The sequence below is a fragment of the Rickettsia japonica YH genome (assembly GCF_000283595.1).
In the GTDB taxonomy this organism is placed as follows: Bacteria; Pseudomonadota; Alphaproteobacteria; order Rickettsiales; family Rickettsiaceae; genus Rickettsia; species Rickettsia rickettsii.
In genome coordinates this window covers 763,760-781,840 of the sequence record NC_016050.1, presented here as the reverse complement: position 1 = coordinate 781,840, position 18,081 = coordinate 763,760, and the positions used below count along the sequence as shown (strand labels likewise).

The following is an 18,081-nucleotide window of genomic DNA, read 5'->3' as shown; positions in this document are numbered from 1 at the left end:
CGTTACGGATAAGCATTATAAAAATTATAGATAGGTGGGTTTATCCCACCTTTTTTGTTATAAATATCAAATATGCAAACTATTGAACAACAAATAACAAACGTAATAGAAGAATCCTTGACGGATATGGGGTTTGAGTTAGTGCTTGTTAAGTTTAAAGGTGTTAACCCTAAAGTAGTCGAGATATTGATTGATAGCTTAAACGGCGAAAAAATATCTGTGGAAGATTGTACTAAAGCAAGTAGGACTATCTCCGCTATTCTAGATGTTGAAGATTTAATAGAAGCTGCATATTCTTTAGAGGTAGCATCAAGCGGTCTTGAACGTCCGTTAGTAAAGTTTGAAAATTATAATAGATTTTTAGAAAGAGAAGTTAAAATCAAACTTAAAGAATTATTGAACGGCAAAACTCGTTATCAGGGTAAAATAATTAAAGCCGAAAATAATAAAATATATTTAAAATGTGAAGAACAAGAAGTACTAATTGATTATGATTTAATTAAAAATGCTAATCTAGTTTTAACTGAAGAAGTATTTAAAAAATTGCTAAAGCAATAAGAGATAATGTATGTCTAATATAGGTAATGTAGAAATTTTACAAATTATAGATTCTGTAGCTCGTGAGAAAGGAATATCAAAAGAAATTTTGATTTCAACGGTTGAACAAGCGGTACAAGCAGCAGGACGAAAAAAATACGGTAATGAATATAATATTAAAGCTCAGATAAATAGGAAAACCGGTGAGATAAATCTTTTAAGGATCTTAAAAATAGTAGAAGATGTAGAAGATTACTTAACGCAAATCTCACTTGAAGAAGCTTTAATAAAGAATCCGGAAGCTAAAATCGGTGATGAGATATATGAATATTTACCGCCGATTGATCATGCTAGAGTATCGGCTCAAGCTGCAAAACAAGTTATAACTCAACGTGTTATAGAAGCTGAACGTGAAAAACAATATCATGACTTTAAAGATAGAAAAGGCGAAATTATAAATGGGATAGTTAAGAGAATAGAATACGGTGATATAATAGTTGACTTGAGTCGTGCTGAAGCAATAATAAAAAAAGATCAATTAATTAAGGGTGAGAATTTTAAACCTAATGATCGTATAAAAGCATATGTACAGGATGTAAGGCAAGAAACAAAAGGACCGCAAATTTTCTTGTCTAGAGTAGATAACCAGATGCTAGTTAAACTATTTAAGCTAGAAGTGCCTGAAATTCTTGAATCTATTATTCAAATAAAATCAGTAGCACGTGATCCTGGTTCAAAAGCAAAAATAGCGGTATTTGCTTCGGATAGTAGTATAGATCCCGTAGGCTCATGCGTAGGTATTAGAGGTAATAGAGTAAAAGCCGTAACAAATGAATTAAACGGAGAGAAAATTGATATAGTATTATGGAGTAATGATCTTGCACAGTTTATAGTTAATGCTCTTGCACCGCTTGCACCTGGGGAAATCACAAAAATTTTGATTGATGAGGATAGGCATAAGGTAGAAGTAGTAGTTTCACAAGAAAATCAAAGTATTGCAATAGGTAGAAGAGGGCAGAATGTTCGTTTAGCTTCTCAGCTTACAGGTTGGAATATCGATATAATGACCGAAGAGCAAGAATCAAAAAGAAGAAATGAAGAGTTCTTAACTTCTACGGAATTATTTATGGAAGCTTTAGATGTTGAAGAAGTTATAGGTCAGCTTTTATCGGTAACGGGATTTAATTCAGTAGAACAAATTGCTAGTAGTGAGATTAGTACTTTAACAAGAATCGAAGGCTTTGAGGAAGAACTTGCCGTAGAGATTAAAAATCGAGCTATTAATTACGTCGACCTTAAGAATGAAAAGATTATCAAAAAGCTAGAGGATCTAGGAGTTGAGCAAGAATTAATAGATATATTAGAATTATCGCTTGAATTAATATTACAATTTGCCGAATATGGTATAAAGACCATAGAAGATTTAGGAGAGATGAGCGTAAATGAATTTAAAAATTTAGCTCCAAATTCTAATATAACGGACGAAAATATTAAATTGCTGATTAAAACTGCTAGACAGCATGGTGAATTGAAGGATAGTTAGTGGGTTGAATGGTAGGGTGTATGTCATTTCTGCGAAAGCAGGCATCCAGAATAAATAGCTTAGTAATTAGGGCGTCCTTGAAAAATAAACCTATAAAAATAAGTTTTTTTATAAATTTTAGTGGATTCCCGCTTTCGCGGGAATGACATACACGAGCCATGCGAGCAACGCCGCTTTTAGCTAGGAATGACATAATCAAGTAGTAGACGGAAAAAACAGAAACACAAAGGTTTTAAATATGACGGATAACCAGGAAATCAAACCCAAAAAGTTGACACTTGGCAATTCAAAATTATCGCTTAATAAGTCTTTTGACTCTCTTACAGGAGCTCAAAGCTTTGTTAATGCTAAATCTAAAACGCTAGTAGAAGTTAGAAAAAGCTCTACCGGTAGTGCTACTACCCTTTCATTAAATAAAGAAAGGAATAGCTTAGATCAAACTGTTATTGATGCTAATAAGGAAGAATTTAAAAGACGTTTATCTATTCTGAAAAAAGCTGCTGAGCAATCTCAATTAAATGACCCTTCAAAAATAAGCACTTTAAGTAAACTTGCAAGTATTAACCAGTCTGCTAACTCAAAAATAGAACCGCTAGAAACTGATAAAGAAGTTGAACAAAAACAGCAAAATATCGAAGAAAATAAAGTAGAAGTTAGTGCTAAAATCGTTCAAGATGATGAAGATATACCGTCACAAATACCTAAAAAGAAAGAAGAAACTTTTGTAAAGTCTCCTTTAGTAGGAATGCGAACACGTTACGGTATAGAATCAGAGAAAGAATTAGATAAAACAGCAGATAGTAAAATAGTAGCACCAAAAATTAAGCTAGAAGAGCCAAAAAAATTCAAAAAAGCCGATCTTTTCAATATGCTTAGCGACGACGAAAGCGGTAGCGGTAGAACTAGAAGTCTTGCTTCTATAAAAAGAGCTAGAGAAAAAGAAAAGCGTAAATTAGTATCACAAGCACCTGAGAAAGTATATAGAGAAGTGACGATCCCGGAAGTTATCGGAGTCGGAGATCTTGCAAATGCTATGTCTGAAAGAGTGGCTGATGTAATTAAAGAATTAATGAAACTCGGTATTCTTGCAAATGCTAGCCAAACAATAGATGCCGATACGGCAGAACTAGTTGCAACAAATTTAGGGCATACGGTAAAAAGAGTCCAAGAGTCAGATGTTGAAAATGTTTTAATTAGTGATGATAAGGTTGAGGATTTAAGAACGCGTGCTCCGGTTGTGACGGTAATGGGTCATGTCGATCATGGTAAAACCTCATTGCTTGACGCTCTTAAGTCTACAGATATTGCTTCAGGTGAGCTAGGCGGAATTACACAACATATTGGGGCTTATAGAGTAACTCTTGCAGACGGTAGAGCAATTACTTTTATTGATACTCCGGGGCATGAAGCTTTTTCGGAAATGCGGTCAAGAGGTGCTAAAGTAACAGATATAGTTATTATAGTGGTCGCAGCAGATGATGGAATCAAAACGCAAACGGTTGAGGCAATTAATCATGCGAAAGCAGCAGGTGTGCCTATAATTGTAGCTATTAATAAGATTGATAAGCCTGATATTGATATTGAGCGTGTAAAGAACGAATTATATGTCCACGAAATTATCGGCGAAGAGGCAGGTGGTGACGTTATGATTATTCCTATCTCGGCACTAAAGAAAATTAACTTAGATAAACTTGAAGAAGCAATTTTATTAATTGCAGAAATGCAGGATTTAAAGGCAAATCCTTTCGGTTCAGCTGCCGGTGTTGTAATCGAGTCAAAAATTGAACAAGGAAGAGGAACACTAACCACTATATTAGTGCAGCGAGGTACTTTAAGAAACAGTGATATTATAATAGCTGGTACTGCTTACGGTAAAGTTAAAAAGATGACTAATGATAAGGGACTAGAAATAGTAGAAGCAACTCCATCTGTTCCTGTAGAAATTCAGGGGTTAAATGAAGTGCCTTTTGCCGGCGATAAATTTAACATAGTACAAAATGAGAAACAAGCAAAAGATATAGCCGAATATAGAATGCGTCTTGCTAAAGAAAAAAAAATATCTATTGCACCGCGTTCAAGTTTAGAAGATTTGTTTTTAAAAGCTTCCGGTAATAGTAAAATTAAGGAATTACCTTTAATTATTAAAGGTGATGTTCAAGGGTCGGTTGAAGCTATTTCAGGTAGCTTATTAAAATTACCGAGTGATGAGATAAAGCTTCGTATACTTCATAGCGGCGTAGGTCCGATAACGGAATCCGATGTATCTCTTGCACATGTTTCTTCGGCTATTATTGTCGGCTTTAACGTTAGAGCAGGGGCAAATGCCTTAACTGCCGCAGAAAAAGAAAAAGTCGATATTCGATATTATAGCATAATATATCATTTAATTGATGATATAAAAGCCATTATGAGCGGTATGCTTGATCCGATCGTTAGAGAGCAGTATATCGGAAGCGCAGAAATTAGACAAATATTTAATATTACCAAAGTCGGTAAAATCGCCGGTAGTTATGTAACTAAAGGGATTATTAAGAAAGGAGCGGGCGTACGCTTATTACGTGATAATGTAGTCATTCATGAAGGAAAACTCAAAACTTTAAAACGCGGTAAAGATGAAGTTAAAGAAGTTAGAGAAGGATATGAGTGTGGTATAGAATTTGAAAATTACGAAGATATTAGAGCAGGAGACACAGTTGAAGTTTTTGAGCTAATTCAAGAACGAAGACAATTATAATATACGCGTTGAACTTCAAAAATTGGTTACATTATCATACAAGTACTGCGGCGTTGTTGCATGGATACTACTAAATCGTCATTGCGAGTAGTTGTATACTGCATGGCAATCTTATTAAATAATAACAAACTTCTGAGATTGCTTCGTCAATTACTTCGTAATTTCCTCGCAATGACGAAAAGTTAGAACCACGTAACAACGCCCTGCTTTCGTGGGCATGACATTTAGTAGAATATCCCTTTTTGATAAATTAATCAATTTTAAGTAAAATATAATAAAAAGTTAATAATTATTATCCTTTATCTTGACCTCCTCATAATTTCTATTATAATGCAATGTTGATTATTATAATCAGAAATGAGGAAAAATTATGGCCATAACATCAATTTTTAATAAGTTACAAAATTTAATCCCACATAATACCTCTCCAAAGCTAGCCTCCTATCTTGCTAACGATGAATTTGAGTTTATAACTTCTCCAAAGCAAACTACTAATACTCTAGGCATCTCTCAAATCAGATTTACAGATCTTTTAAATAAGCTTGATGGTAGTGAAAAAGTAACTAACACACCTAAAAGTAAAGGTTTTTTCAGTACATTTAGTTCATCATTAAAAACAGTTTATGATTTCGGAGTAAAGAGTTTTAATATTATAAAAAATACATCTAGTATTCTTTCTTCTAAAGTTGCTGAAACTTTTAATTTTGTGAGTAATAAAGTTTTTTCTTATTTAAATCATAACACTGAAGAAACATTTAATCTCTTAGATCAACTAGAAACTCTTTCTGATAATGAGTTAGTAGAAGAAATTTTAAACACGTCTGAAAATGCATTAGATGAAGTTTTTGAAAGTATAACATATAAAAAATTGGTAGAATTAATTGATAATATTTCCGACGAACAAGCACAAAAATTAATTCATTATATTTTGCCGGAGCATTTTGAAAAATTAATACAATTTATGCCATTAGATAAATTAAATACATATTTAGATACTACCATTTCTTTAGAAAAGCTTACCGAGCAGGAACTAAAAAAATTATCAGATGAGGATATTTCTGATGAACAGCTTGAAAATATAATTATTTTAGCAGGAGAAGAAAAACTTGCAGAAAATTTTGATATTATTCCAAATAAAAATTTAGTAAGAATCATGAGTAATATTTCAAATGATAAGCTAGCAACAATAATTTCGCGCGCCTCAGATGAAAGTCTAGTAAGAATCATTGATATTATTAACTCGGATAATCATGATTTATCGAAATCATTAGTTGGGCAAATAATAGCCTTAATACACGACAAGAAGTGTGTAAAGCAAGAATCAGGTGCAGTATCTGATAGTGATTCCGGATTCTCTGATTATGAAGATGAAGTAGAAGTATCAGACAATCAAGTAGAACACTCTAATAGTGATTTTACTATGAAGTTATCAGGTGAGAAATTATCTTATAATTATTTTGGAGTCTTTGATTATGAAGATGATGTAGTATACTTATAATAAAGCTCTTATGTCATTTCGTTGATTATAGAGATCCAGTAAATGGATTCCTATTTTTAACTAGGAATGGCATAATTGATTGCGATTTTAGCATCAGGAGGGCGTATGTATAGTGGCTCGATAGAGCTATTTAATTTTACATCGCTCGACAATCTACTAGCAATATATCTACAGGTAACCCAAGCTTTAACTCGTGCAAAACGTGGCAAGGTTATTATATTCGGCAAATGCATAATTTGGTGATATATAAATTCAAGTCCGCTACCGCAACAAACTATATTCCCTTTCTCATTTGTAAGCAGTTTTATAGCATACTCGAAATCTATCAACAACGGTTCTTCTATTTGTCCTGATTTATGAAAAACTTGCATATAAAGCTGTGAGCGATAAGCGTTTAAAAAGACATATATTTTATCATAATCTTTAACTTGAGTTATGGCTCTAAAATAAGCATATTCAAAATTGCTAACCGCTACTGCTTTAATATTCTCCTTGGAAAATAATATACCTTTAGCACTAGCAAGTCCTATTCTAATACCGGTAAAGCTACCGGGTCCGTTAGTTACCGCTAAATAATCTAAATCATCATATGAACATTTAGCTGATTTCATCACGTCTTCTATCATCGGCATTAGATTTTCTGCTTGCATAGAAGGACGTAATTCTTCTATACATGCAAGGATATTCTCATTTTCGGATATTGCTACCGATGCAGTATTATTGGCTGTGTCAAATGCTAGTATTTTCATAGATTACTACACTATGTGTACCGGTATGTATAAAATAGTGTACCGGGAAATTTTTGAAAAGACCTTATGTCATTCCTGTGAAAACAGAATCCAGGCTAAAAAAAATCTTGATTTTAAAGATTTTTTTATTATATTACTTTCTTCTTGAGTAAAGCTTTTAAGAAGCTTTACTCAACTGGATTCCCGCTTTCGCAGGAATGACATGGAATAAAATAGTAGAGGTTTGCAGAATCATATTAAATTAAGCTTTTTATACATTTCTTTATACGCAGAATATTTATTAATATTTAAACCTTTTGCTGATTCTTCTAATATTTTTATTGATTCTGCATTTAATGCTTTTTCCTGTGCTATTTTATGATATATCGCTTCTCTTACAAAATTCATATAATAGTATCATTTTTATGTGCAGTGTGAACTTTAAGAAAATGATGTAATTTGTTTGGTATATCTATGCTTAGTCTAGTCATATTACATACTTATTTAAGTAATTACTTAAGTCAGTATATCAATAAAATAAGAAAAATAAAAGTAAAAATATAGTCTCTAAAAATTATTTAAAGTATATTCAATGAAAGTTTGGCGTGCTTCAACCTGTCTATTATTATGAAATAAATATCTATTAAAAAAATAGTTTGTTAGAGCTAAAGCTTGCCGTTTTTCTTCTAATGTAATCTCACTATTATCTGAAAGTAAAAATCTTGGTAACATCAATAATTTATCTTTATAAGGTTTTCCTACTTCATATGATAATGCTCTAGCTGATTTAGGTGATACATAGATTAAATCAGTTGTAACATGGCTCACGCCGCATTTGGTAAGATCAAGCTTATAACCCGTCTCGGCAAGTAAAGCTAGCTCAAAATTAATATAATCACGAAAACAAAAATTCTTTGATAAATGATCTAAATAGTTAATTAGAAATGAAAAAAATTTAGAATGTTCTTCTCTTTCATGAAATAACTCTTTGATTAAAGATATAACAGAATTAAAGGCATATAATTTAGCTTTATTTGTGATAAAATAACCGGTGTAAGATTTAATGAGTTCACATTTAGCCATACCAATATGTTCATGTAATCTTGCCTGCCAAAGAAAATCTATAATATTCCCTTCTTGATATATAAATTTACTTTTTCTAGAAAATTCTTTTACAACTCCCGAATATAAACCATGATTTTTAGTAAAAACCGTAATAATAAATGTATTTTCTTTTAAAGGTTTTTTAGCAATTATTACTCCTATATCTTTGATATTCATGATTTTTATTATTAAATTTTCGTCATTGCGAGGAAAATTACGGAGTAATTGACAAAGCAACCCAGTTAAAAATGCTAATTTTAGCATTTTTTTTAATTATTTTCTGGATTGCCGTGTTCCTTTCAGTCGTTCGTAATGACGGTTTGATAGCCGTACAACAACCCCCTAGCTTCCTCAGAATTCCCTGTATATGATATATTCTTATACCCTAGTTTGATTGCAGTAAATAAAGCGGCGTGATCCTCTCCTACATTTACGGTAAGATCTAAAACTTTTTCCGGAAATTCTTTACTTAGAGTTTTAAACATGTAATCAATTGCTAGTATACCGTAATATTTTATGCTAGAGGCATGATTTGTTAATATCAGCTGCTCTTCTACACTAGATAAAAAATTACGTGCTTCTTCCAAATTTCTTATTTCATAAACTATACTCATTTAATTATCTCTTTTAGGTCCTTTAAATGTGAGACGGAAGATATAAAGTCATACGTTAAATTTTCAAATTTAGAGCAGATAATCTTATTAAATCCAAGTTTTATGGCTTCTTTTATTCTTGTTTCTGCTTTTGCGGTTTTTCTTATTTCACCCGATAAGCTTATTTCGCCGAAAAAGACGCTATGTTCGGGTACAGGTTTGCCGGTTGCAGCAGATATTAAGCTCGCTGTTACTGCTAAATCAGAAGCAGGATCGGCAATTTTAAGTCCCCCCGCAATGCTTAAATATACCTCATAATTAGCAAGATTAAGTCCTATCCTACTACTAAGCACGGCAAGTATCATTGATAACCTATTAGCATCCCAGCCCACCGCAGAGCGTCTAGGAGTTACCATATTTGAGGGTACTATAAGGGCTTGTACTTCCATAAGTAACGGTCTTGAACCTTCGATTCCTGCAAAAATAGACGTACCTATAACGTTTTGTTCTCGCTTCATTAAAAATAGTTCAGACGGATTTGTTACTTCAATAAGCCCGCTGCCGCTCATCTCAAATACTCCTATTTCACCCACACCGCCAAAACGATTTTTATATGAGCGTAAAATACGGAAATGATTATTATGATCTCCCTCAAAATATAGCACGGTATCAACTAAATGTTCAAGTATCTTAGGACCTGCTAGTTGTCCGTCTTTAGTGACGTGACAGCTTAATAAAATAATTATATTGTTTTGCTTAGCATAATTAACAAGCTCATTTGCACATGTACGAATTTGCGAAACAGTGCCTGGAGGCGATGATAATTCTTTTGTGGTAATTGTTTGAATAGAATCAATCACTATTAAATCAATATTATTTTTATTAGCTTCTATACTCGCAATAATATCTTCCAAATTAGTAGTTGCTAAAATATCGGTATTATAGTTAGTTAGGTTTAGCCTTATGGCCCTTAATTTTATTTGGTCTAACGATTCTTCGCCCGTTATATATAAGCAATTCATCTTTGATGCAAAATTACTTGCTGCTAGCTGTAGTAACAAAGTAGATTTGCCTATACCAGGGTCTCCTCCTATTAATATAGCAGAACCAAGCACTAAACCGCCGCCTAGTACTCTATTTAATTCACCTATAGGGGTAAGGATGCGTAACTGCTCGGTTACATGCCCTGAAAGCTTATCGAAGTCTTGCTTGCTACCGACTTTAACAATTGCTTGATTTGTACTGACTATCTCTTCGACAATACTACCCCATACACCGCAATCAAAGCACTGTCCTGACCATTTAGGACTAATATTTCCACAGTTAGAACATATGTAATGTTTTTTGGTCATGTTTGTTTTTTAATGTCTTGTTATGCAATACAGGTACAAAATTACATACTATTAATAAAATAAAATATAAAAACAAGTTTTTATATTTTATATGTTTTAATGGATTTCCGCCTTTGCGGGAATGACGGTAAAGCTCAAAACCAACAGCTTACTCTTACCATATAGTTTTTCACGTATAATTTCAATATTTTCATCTAAAACATAATCATCTGTTTTAGCCATCTCAATAACTATAATAGCACCGTCTTTGAGCCAATTATTTTTTATCAGCAGTTTCATTACTTTAGGCACTATATTTTTATGATAAGGGGGGTCTATAAAGACAAGATCAAATGATTTATTATATATTTTCCCAAACTTCGCTTCTAGAGGTAATTTAGACGTCGATCCAGTACTCGCATCCTCACGTACTAGTGTGTACGCTGTGGTGCTGCGTTCCGTGTCTCCTTTAGATCCCTCTCTATAAGCTGGTTTAAAAAGATGTCTAGTAGCTTTTGGTAGATTTAAAGCATTAATATTAACGAAATTAACATTATTTTCAATGTTTAGAGATTTAGCAAATCCTTCTGCTATTTTTAATGAGGATGTATCAATATCAATTAAGGTAGCAAAACCTGCTCCTCTTGATAGGCTCTCAAAAGCAAGGCTACCGCTACCGGCAAATAAATCAAGAATGTGAGTATTTTCGTTAAATAATTTATTACCGGTAAACTCACCGGAGGTTAATATACTAAATATTGCCTCTTTGAGCTTACCGGTGGAAGGTCGATATTTGATATTTTTAGCGGTAGGTATAATGTGGTTTCTATATTTACCGGATATTATTTTTAACACTTATTTAGTTATATACTTCTTTTATTGAGCGTGATTTTTTTTCGTCTTTTATTTTTGTGGCAAATCCTTTGCCTTTAGTGTTAGGCTTAAATTGTACTGCGAATGTATTAGATGTTGCTTGTTGTTTTTCTACAGTTTTATCTTGCTTTTCTTTTATTTCTACTTTTGGCGTTGCTTGGTTTAAATTATTTTGTGCTTGTTTTAAAAGATCTTGTTCTTTAGCTTTATCAATATTATTATTTACATTATTTAAATTTTCTTCCCTTTCTTTAGATTTTTCTGTCTCAGCTTTTTGTCTTGCTTGTTGTTTTTCTATTACTAATTCATCAATATTTTTAGGAGGCGGTGAGATATATTTATCTATACTACTAGTTAAGTTTTCAAATGACTTCTGAAGATTGTGTAAAGGTTTTTGAGTGAGTTTATAAGTTCCGGTAGCAACTAGCCCTCCGGCCAAAATACCTGCTCCTAGAATGACAGCTTTAGTAGTAAGGGCCGTGCCGGTGACCAATAACACAGGCATTGCTACGAAAGGTGCAGCTGTTACTGCAAGACCCGCTACTACGGCAAATCCTACTAAAAATTTTTTACTTGCTAAAAACTTTGTTACGCGGCTAATTCCTGATATAGTACTTTTAGCAAGTTTTGTACAAAGCTGTCCTACTCCGGTTTTCAGAAACCAACCGCTTTTCTCTCTTGCGTGAATTTTATCTTGTAATTTAGCATGTTCGTTAACATTGACAGATGTTTTTTTACCGTCTTTATCTTGATGATCTAAATTCCCTTTAGCCTCACCTTTAGTATCATGCATCTTTGTAGCATCGTTGATTTTTGCTTTATCAAAATCTGCTCCTTCTTTATTAATTCCAGCTAGATTTGCTGCTTTTAGATTCGCTTGTTTTAGATTTGCTTCTTTAAATATAGCCTCGGCTGCTTCCACTGCTTGCATATCGGCATTTTCCAACACTGCTTTAGTGAAATTGGCTTTAGTAAGATCGGCACGTTTCATAATTGCATTTTTAAAGTTAGCTTCCTTAGCATTAATATTTTTAGCAATAGCATCCGAAATATTTAATCCTTCGGCTTCTGCTTTTTCTAAAGTAGCATTACTTAACTTAGCAAATTGTGCAGTTGCATTAGTAAGCGTAGCGTTTGTAAGATCGGCATATTCAAGATTTGCTTTATCAAGCTGTGCTTTTGTTAAATCAGCGTTCTTAAGTTTAACACGCTGCATTATAGCTTCTCTTAAGTCCGCTTCTTTTAAAGATAGTATATTTTCAAATTCAGCATCGCTAAAATAGGCATTTCTTGCAGTTATGCCTTGCATGTTACATTGCTCTTTAAATTTTGCTTCTAATGCATGTGTTTTATTCATAAAAACATTTTCAAGATCAGTAGAAACGATATTTGCTTGATCTAGAAGTGCATTATTTAAAACTACCCCCTGCATTTGAACTCTTTGCATATCTGCATAGGCAAGCGATATACCGGTAAGATTAGAATTTTTCCATTCTGAATCTTTAATAATTAACTTTTCGGCATCGGCATTAACCATCATAACCGCATTAAATTTGCTATTTGTTACCTCTACTTCAGATAAATCTACTTTAGGCATGTAAGCTCTCGACATATCACTATTTTCAATTTTGCTCTTTTTAAGATCAGCAAAAAGAAATCCTGCGTTACGAGCCGTAACATTTTGAAAAACGGCATTTTGTAAATTAGCTCCTTCAAAATTAGTAAAATCTAAATTACAATTTGAGATTTTGATATTCTCTAAGTTGGCTGAAGCAATAATGTATTCTTCAGGTTAAGATTAGTAAGAGTTTTACCTGATAAATTAATCGCTGAAAGATCAGGAACTATATTTAAATCTTCTGAAAGATTTTTTTGCTTTCTAACAAATTCGGTAAGAGATAATTTTGTATTGGATTGTTTTGCTGCTTCAGCTAAATATAGATCAAATTCGGCAGAAGTTAATTTTATATATTCTTTCGGTATATCTCGTTCTTTGGCAGTCGAACCTATAATATATGATGGGTCTAGTTTTATTTGTATTTCTTCGTCTTTTAACTGCTCAAAAATACCATCTAAACCCTTACCGCAGAACATTCTAAGATTATCTAAAGCATATACTTCAGTTTCTAATTTGTTTACTTCATGCTGTAACTTGTTGATTTTTTCTAGTTCGTTTTGTCGGTTTCTAGCAATAGTTTCTGCACTATTCCAAAAAGCATTTAAAAGATTGGTAGCAATCCCAGGATTATCTAAATTTTGCTTTAGAGTTTCTAACTCTTCTTGCTTAGTCTTTAGCTCTTTTGATTTGATTTCCCATAAAGTTTTTTCGTCTTCTCCAGCCAAAATATATTTCTTTGTCTTCGTAGCTTCATCTATAACTATTTCTTTGATATGTTCTTTTTCTAAATCTTTATCTATATATTGATTTAATCTTTCAAGATCTGAAAAAGATAGTTTTATATCTCGTATTTTATCTTTGAGATTGGGGATTTTATAGTTATCATAATCATAATCTTTATAATTAAAATCTGTATAATGAAGATTTGCTCCTCTAAAGTCGGTACCGATAAATGTACAATCATTAAATTTTACATTTGTTAAATCTGAATCACATAATATGGTATTTGTTAAGTCACAATTATTAAATACGGCATCTGTTAGTATTGTACCTTGGAAATTAGCATTGGCTAAATCTGCGTTAATTTCCATATTTTCTAAACTAGTAATGATAATTTTATCATTATCTTCAGCGAAATATTTATTTTTGATAAAATCATTTAGCGAGACACTAGGGTTATCTTTTATATAACCAAGGTAATCGTTTAGGTCTTTTTCTGCACATTTATATATATTAAGATTTGTCATATGTATTCTATATGATTAGTTAAAATGTATTAATAATAACACATTACTAATTATTTTTCCAGTACTTTATTATTTATTTCTTTATAGTCTCCGGGTTTTAGATTATCTATTGTAAAACTACCATATTGAATCCTAATTAATTTGTTAACTTTTAGTCCACAATACTCGAATATTCTTCTAATTTCACGATTTTTTCCTTCAAATAAAACTACTTCAAACCAAGAATTAGTCTTATTTTGCTTAAGTAATTTTATCGAATGAGGGTTATAAAATATCCCGTCAATTTCTAAATTTTTATAATTGCTTTTTAGTAGAATATCAGACTGCCCATACGCCCTAACATGATATACTCGCTTTAACCTACTTGAGGGGAGCTCAAACTGACGAGCTAAATCACCGCTATTAGTTAGTAATAATAAACCTTCGCTATTTAAATCCAGCCTACCTATTGAAATAACACGAGGTAAACCGGTTAGCTGTTCAAACACCGTTTTACGAGATAAAGGATCTTTATGAGTGGTAATTAAACCAACAGGTTTGTAATAAATCCAAAGCCTTGGTTTGTGTATATTATTGATTAATGTGCCTGATACTTCAATTTGATTACTAATATCAACATTTGTAGCCGGTGATAAAATTGTAATGCCGTCTACTTTTACCTGTCCTTCAACTATCAGCTTTTCAGCATCACGCCTAGAACAAACTCCTGCATTACTAATTATTTTAGCTAATCTATGCATTTTTAAATATAGTAATTTTCAATAGACCTCTTCCCAAGCGTCGCTTCTAGAGATAATTTATACGTCGATCCGGTACTCGCATCTTCACGTATTTCTATATACGCTGTGGTGCTGTGTTCCGTGTCTCCTTTCAATTCCTCTCTATAAGTTGGTTTGGGAAGAGGTCTAATAAGAATATATAAAAATACCCTTAAAAAGCAATATTAATAATTTTACATTAATTATTAATATAATTATACTATACCGCTACATATGTTTTAACAAAATTATACGAATGTTACTTTTACTTATCAAAACTTTTGATTCTTTAAAATTCTTATCGTCTTTTTTTAGCTGATTTTCTTTTTAACAAAAATTAAGTCCTTTGCTTTAATCTAAACTTCATTAAATTATGCAAAATATGCAAAAACTTATTGGTTCAATCCTGTTAATTTCAGGTACTTGTATAGGTAGCGGTATGATAGCACTACCCATGGTATTAGCAAAATTAGGTATAATACCTAGTATAATATTGATGTTTATAATTTGGTTTATAATGTATTATACTTCTTTAATTAACCTAGAGCTTAATCTTCAAGCGGGTAAAGGCTTAACACTTGGGCATTGGGAAAATATTTTTCAGGACATACTGCTCAAATCATCGGTACGGTAAGTCTTAAGCTCCTTTCATATGCTTTACTTGCAGTATTTATATACGGAGGCTCTTCAATATTACAGAAGTTATTAGCTTTAAATACAAGTATAACTTATATAGGAGCATGGTGTATTATTATTACCTCTAAAAGAAATATCTGTATGGGGTATAGTCACTCCGGTAGTTTTTACTTCATTTGGTTTTCAAGCAATCTTCCATACCTTAACTAATTATTGTAACAAAAATGCTAAAGACGGCGTTTTTATTTGGAAGCTTAATTCCTGCAATAGTATATATAATTTGGACTTGTAGTATTCTTATTGTAGTACATCATAATAATCCAACATTTTATCAACAAATGATTACCAGTAATGTAGAAGTCAGAGATTTAAGTAATATAGCAAAATGGCCGTCCGTACAATTATTAGTTTGGATAATTTCAACTCTTGCTATCGTTACATCAATACTCGGAGTAGGGTTATGTGATTCCCTTAAAACTATGTTTATGAATTCGATACCGAATGTAGTAATGCGTAATATGACCGCTTCTATAGTTACTATATTACCAGCTTATATTGTAGCAGTAGAGTAGTACCTAATGCTTTTATTATAATTTTAGGATTTGCTGGTATGATTCTTGTAATTATTGCAATTTTATTACCGGTTTATCTGTTATATAAAGCAAAGATAAATAATTTATTATCTTGAATTACAAAAACAATATCTAATTATTATATGCGTAATTGTCGAAATGCTTATAATGGGCTATGAACTTGTTAATATAGTAACTAAATAATAAGGCTATTTATTATTTATACATATACTAGTAATATTAAAAAATAGGAATTTTGTATATTATGATAATAGGAAATAATATAGAAACAATCAAACATGTAGGAAATAACGGGCAAATATCCATGGGGAAGAAATATGCAGGAAAACAGATACAAGTTTTAACATTAAGTGACGGTACTATAATAATAAAGCCCGGTAAGTTCATTCCTGATAATGAGATGTGGCTTTATAGGAACAATAATAATGAGATGCTTGATAAAGCAATAGGATGGACAGAAAAAAATAAAAGATAAAAATCGTCATTGTGAGGAAGGTATGAAGTAACTGACGAAGCAATCTCAGGAAAAATTCCTGAGATTGCCACTCTCACTAACGTTCGCTCGCAATGACGATTTGATATCCACGCAATAATGACGTAAAACAAGTCTGATTTAATTAGAGTTAAAAGTTCTTGTCTCCAAATTACCAAATTTAGAAAATTGACTATCATAATAAAGCGGAACATTTCCAACTGGTCCGTTACGATGTTTTGCAACAATTATATCGGCAATATTATATACTTTGTTGAGCTTATCTAACCATGCGGCATGTTTAGCATCGCCTGCTGCCGGTTCTTTTCTAGTTAAATAATATTCTTCACGATAAATAAACATTACTATATCAGCATCCTGTTCTATAGTTCCCGATTCTCGAAGATCGGATAGCATAGGTTTTTTATCCTCACGTAGTTCTACCGCTCTTGAAAGCTGAGATAACGCAATAACCGGAATATTTAACTCTTTTGCTATTGCTTTTAAACCTTGGGTTATTTCTGAAATCTCGCTAACTCTATTTTCAGATTTACTTACTCCTCTAATTAATTGTAAATAATCAATAAATAATATACCGAGATTATGCTTGCGTTTCATTCTTCTAGCTCTTGTTCTTATAGTGGAAATAGATAGAGCAGGGGTATCATCGATAAAAAATTGTAATTCCGATAAAGTATTTGCTTCCTTGCGAAGACGGTTATATTTTTCTTCACCTAGAATCCCCGTACGAAGAGAAGTAGAATCAATTTCTGCACACATTGAAAGTAGACGTGTGGTTAGCTGTTCTGAGGACATTTCTAAAGAGAAAAAACCTACTGACTGAATTTCTTGATTATCTCTAATATTTTTAAGGCGCATATTATTACAGGCATTAAGTGCAAGATTTATAGCAAATGCCGTTTTACCCATCGACGGACGCCCTGCAAGAATTATAAGATCGGAATTATGAAAGCCGCATAATTTATTATCTAGATCAATCAAACCGGTAGATATGCCGATTATATGATCATTATTTTTCATAGCCCTATTAATACTAGCTAGTGACTCTGAAATAGATACACCGATTTTGGTAAAACTTTTTTCATTCAAGCCTTCGCTAGCTAAATCGTAAAGTTTAGCTTCGGCATGTTCAATCTGTTCCTTTGCTTCAACTTCTAATGAAGAATTATAGGCATTATTTACTACTTCTTCACCGATATTTATTAAATTACGCTTTATTGCTAAATCATATATTATTTTACCATAATCAACCGGATTTATTACCATCATTGACATAGTTATCAATTTTGCTAAGTACGCCGCTCCTTCTACTTCTTGAAATAGTTCATCTTGAGTTAACATACTACGTAAAGTAATAGGTGTAGCTGTTAGCCCTTTTTCAGTAATTTTCTCAATTGCCTTATAGATTTTTTGATGAATAGGTTCAAAAAAATGTTCATCACGTAAAAATTCCGATACGTAATTTAGTAATTCGTTATTGGTTAAAATCGCCCCAAGTAGCATTTGCTCTGCTTGAACATTTGAAGGTAAAACCCTTGATATAGGTAAATTATCTTCGTTATCAGCTAATATATTTGTTTCGTTATTTATTTTATTACGTACCATTGTTGTTTGTTAAATTATTATATGGTTTGAAAGGATACCGAGTCGTCATTGCAAGCAGCCGTAGGCTGCGTGGTGATAAAAAAATTCTGTAAATCAGAATTTTTACTGGATTGCTTCGTCAATTACTTATGTAATTTCCTCACAATGACGTTAAAACCGATCCACACAACAAAGCCCAAAACAGAACATT

The 18,081-nt window shown here is 32.2% G+C and carries 14 protein-coding genes and 3 pseudogenes; 7 read left to right on the top strand and 10 right to left on the bottom strand.

The window, feature by feature from the left end; all coding sequences use genetic code 11:
- Nucleotides 1-72: 72 nt before the first annotated feature.
- The 4 genes from rimP (at nt 73) to RJP_RS04225 (ending at nt 6,312) form a co-directional block, all read left to right on the top strand.
- The gene (rimP, locus tag RJP_RS04240) at nt 73-558 is read left to right on the top strand and encodes a ribosome maturation factor RimP (protein WP_014014463.1); all 486 of its coding nucleotides are present in this window, start codon (nt 73-75) and stop codon (nt 556-558) included.
- Nucleotides 559-568: 10 nt separating this feature from the next.
- Nucleotides 569-2,080: a transcription termination factor NusA gene (nusA, locus tag RJP_RS04235; protein WP_014014462.1), complete on the top strand. Its 1,512-nt coding sequence runs from the start codon at nt 569-571 to the stop codon at nt 2,078-2,080.
- A gap of 238 nt (nt 2,081-2,318) precedes the next feature.
- A complete protein-coding gene (gene infB / locus RJP_RS04230) occupies nt 2,319-4,814 on the top strand; it encodes a translation initiation factor IF-2 (protein ID WP_014120890.1) in 2,496 nt (831 codons plus the stop codon).
- A 370-nt stretch (nt 4,815-5,184) separates the two neighbouring features.
- Nucleotides 5,185-6,312 carry a hypothetical protein gene (locus RJP_RS04225; RefSeq protein ID WP_014120889.1) on the top strand — a complete coding sequence of 376 codons (1,128 nt, stop codon included), beginning with the start codon at nt 5,185-5,187 and terminating at the stop codon, nt 6,310-6,312.
- A 56-nt stretch (nt 6,313-6,368) separates the two neighbouring features.
- Here the strand turns inward: RJP_RS04225 and tsaB are convergent, their stop codons facing one another.
- The 9 genes and pseudogenes from tsaB to RJP_RS07965 form a co-directional block, all read right to left on the bottom strand.
- The gene (tsaB, locus tag RJP_RS04220; RefSeq protein WP_014120888.1) at nt 6,369-7,061 is read right to left on the bottom strand and encodes a tRNA (adenosine(37)-N6)-threonylcarbamoyltransferase complex dimerization subunit type 1 TsaB; all 693 of its coding nucleotides are present in this window, start codon (nt 7,059-7,061) and stop codon (nt 6,369-6,371) included.
- Nucleotides 7,062-7,292: 231 nt separating this feature from the next.
- On the bottom strand, nt 7,293-7,448 hold the full coding sequence (locus tag RJP_RS09605; protein ID WP_014120887.1) for a hypothetical protein: 156 nt from the start codon (nt 7,446-7,448) through the stop codon (nt 7,293-7,295).
- A gap of 159 nt (nt 7,449-7,607) precedes the next feature.
- Complete coding sequence (recO, locus tag RJP_RS04215) at nt 7,608-8,321, bottom strand: DNA repair protein RecO (RefSeq protein ID WP_014120886.1); 714 nt, start codon at nt 8,319-8,321, stop codon at nt 7,608-7,610.
- Nucleotides 8,322-8,443: 122 nt separating this feature from the next.
- A complete protein-coding gene (locus tag RJP_RS04210) occupies nt 8,444-8,758 on the bottom strand; it encodes a hypothetical protein (protein ID WP_014014457.1) in 315 nt (104 codons plus the stop codon).
- Nucleotides 8,755-10,089, bottom strand: a complete 1,335-nt coding sequence (radA, locus tag RJP_RS04205; RefSeq protein ID WP_014120885.1) for a DNA repair protein RadA — start codon at nt 10,087-10,089, stop codon at nt 8,755-8,757. Before radA ends, RJP_RS04210 begins: the two co-directional genes overlap by 4 nt.
- 96 nt (nt 10,090-10,185) lie before the next feature.
- The gene (locus tag RJP_RS04200) at nt 10,186-10,923 is read right to left on the bottom strand and encodes an RsmD family RNA methyltransferase (protein WP_014120884.1); all 738 of its coding nucleotides are present in this window, start codon (nt 10,921-10,923) and stop codon (nt 10,186-10,188) included.
- Nucleotides 10,924-10,927: 4 nt separating this feature from the next.
- A pseudogene (locus RJP_RS04195) lies at nt 10,928-13,806 on the bottom strand (pentapeptide repeat-containing protein).
- A 50-nt stretch (nt 13,807-13,856) separates the two neighbouring features.
- Complete coding sequence (locus RJP_RS04190; RefSeq protein ID WP_014014453.1) at nt 13,857-14,546, bottom strand: pseudouridine synthase; 690 nt, start codon at nt 14,544-14,546, stop codon at nt 13,857-13,859.
- 17 nt (nt 14,547-14,563) lie between these two features.
- Nucleotides 14,564-14,716: pseudogene (locus RJP_RS07965) on the bottom strand (palindromic element RPE1 domain-containing protein); the annotation flags it as partial.
- Between the two features lie 230 nt (nt 14,717-14,946).
- On the opposite strand from RJP_RS07965, the gene RJP_RS09115 reads away from it, so the two are divergent.
- The 3 genes and pseudogenes from RJP_RS09115 to RJP_RS04170 all read left to right on the top strand — a co-directional run bounded on the left by RJP_RS09115 (nt 14,947) and on the right by RJP_RS04170 (nt 16,268).
- Nucleotides 14,947-15,198 (top strand): aromatic amino acid transport family protein, encoded by a 252-nt coding sequence (locus RJP_RS09115; RefSeq protein WP_024704589.1) that lies wholly within the window; start codon nt 14,947-14,949, stop codon nt 15,196-15,198.
- Nucleotides 15,199-15,424: 226 nt separating this feature from the next.
- Nucleotides 15,425-15,888 (top strand): annotated as a pseudogene (locus RJP_RS09105) (aromatic amino acid transport family protein).
- Nucleotides 15,889-16,037: 149 nt separating this feature from the next.
- Nucleotides 16,038-16,268 (top strand): hypothetical protein, encoded by a 231-nt coding sequence (locus tag RJP_RS04170; RefSeq protein WP_014120881.1) that lies wholly within the window; start codon nt 16,038-16,040, stop codon nt 16,266-16,268.
- 138 nt (nt 16,269-16,406) lie between these two features.
- On the opposite strand, the gene RJP_RS04165 is transcribed toward RJP_RS04170, so the two are convergent.
- Complete coding sequence (locus tag RJP_RS04165; RefSeq protein WP_014120880.1) at nt 16,407-17,891, bottom strand: replicative DNA helicase; 1,485 nt, start codon at nt 17,889-17,891, stop codon at nt 16,407-16,409.
- Between the last annotated feature and the right edge of the window lie 190 nt (nt 17,892-18,081).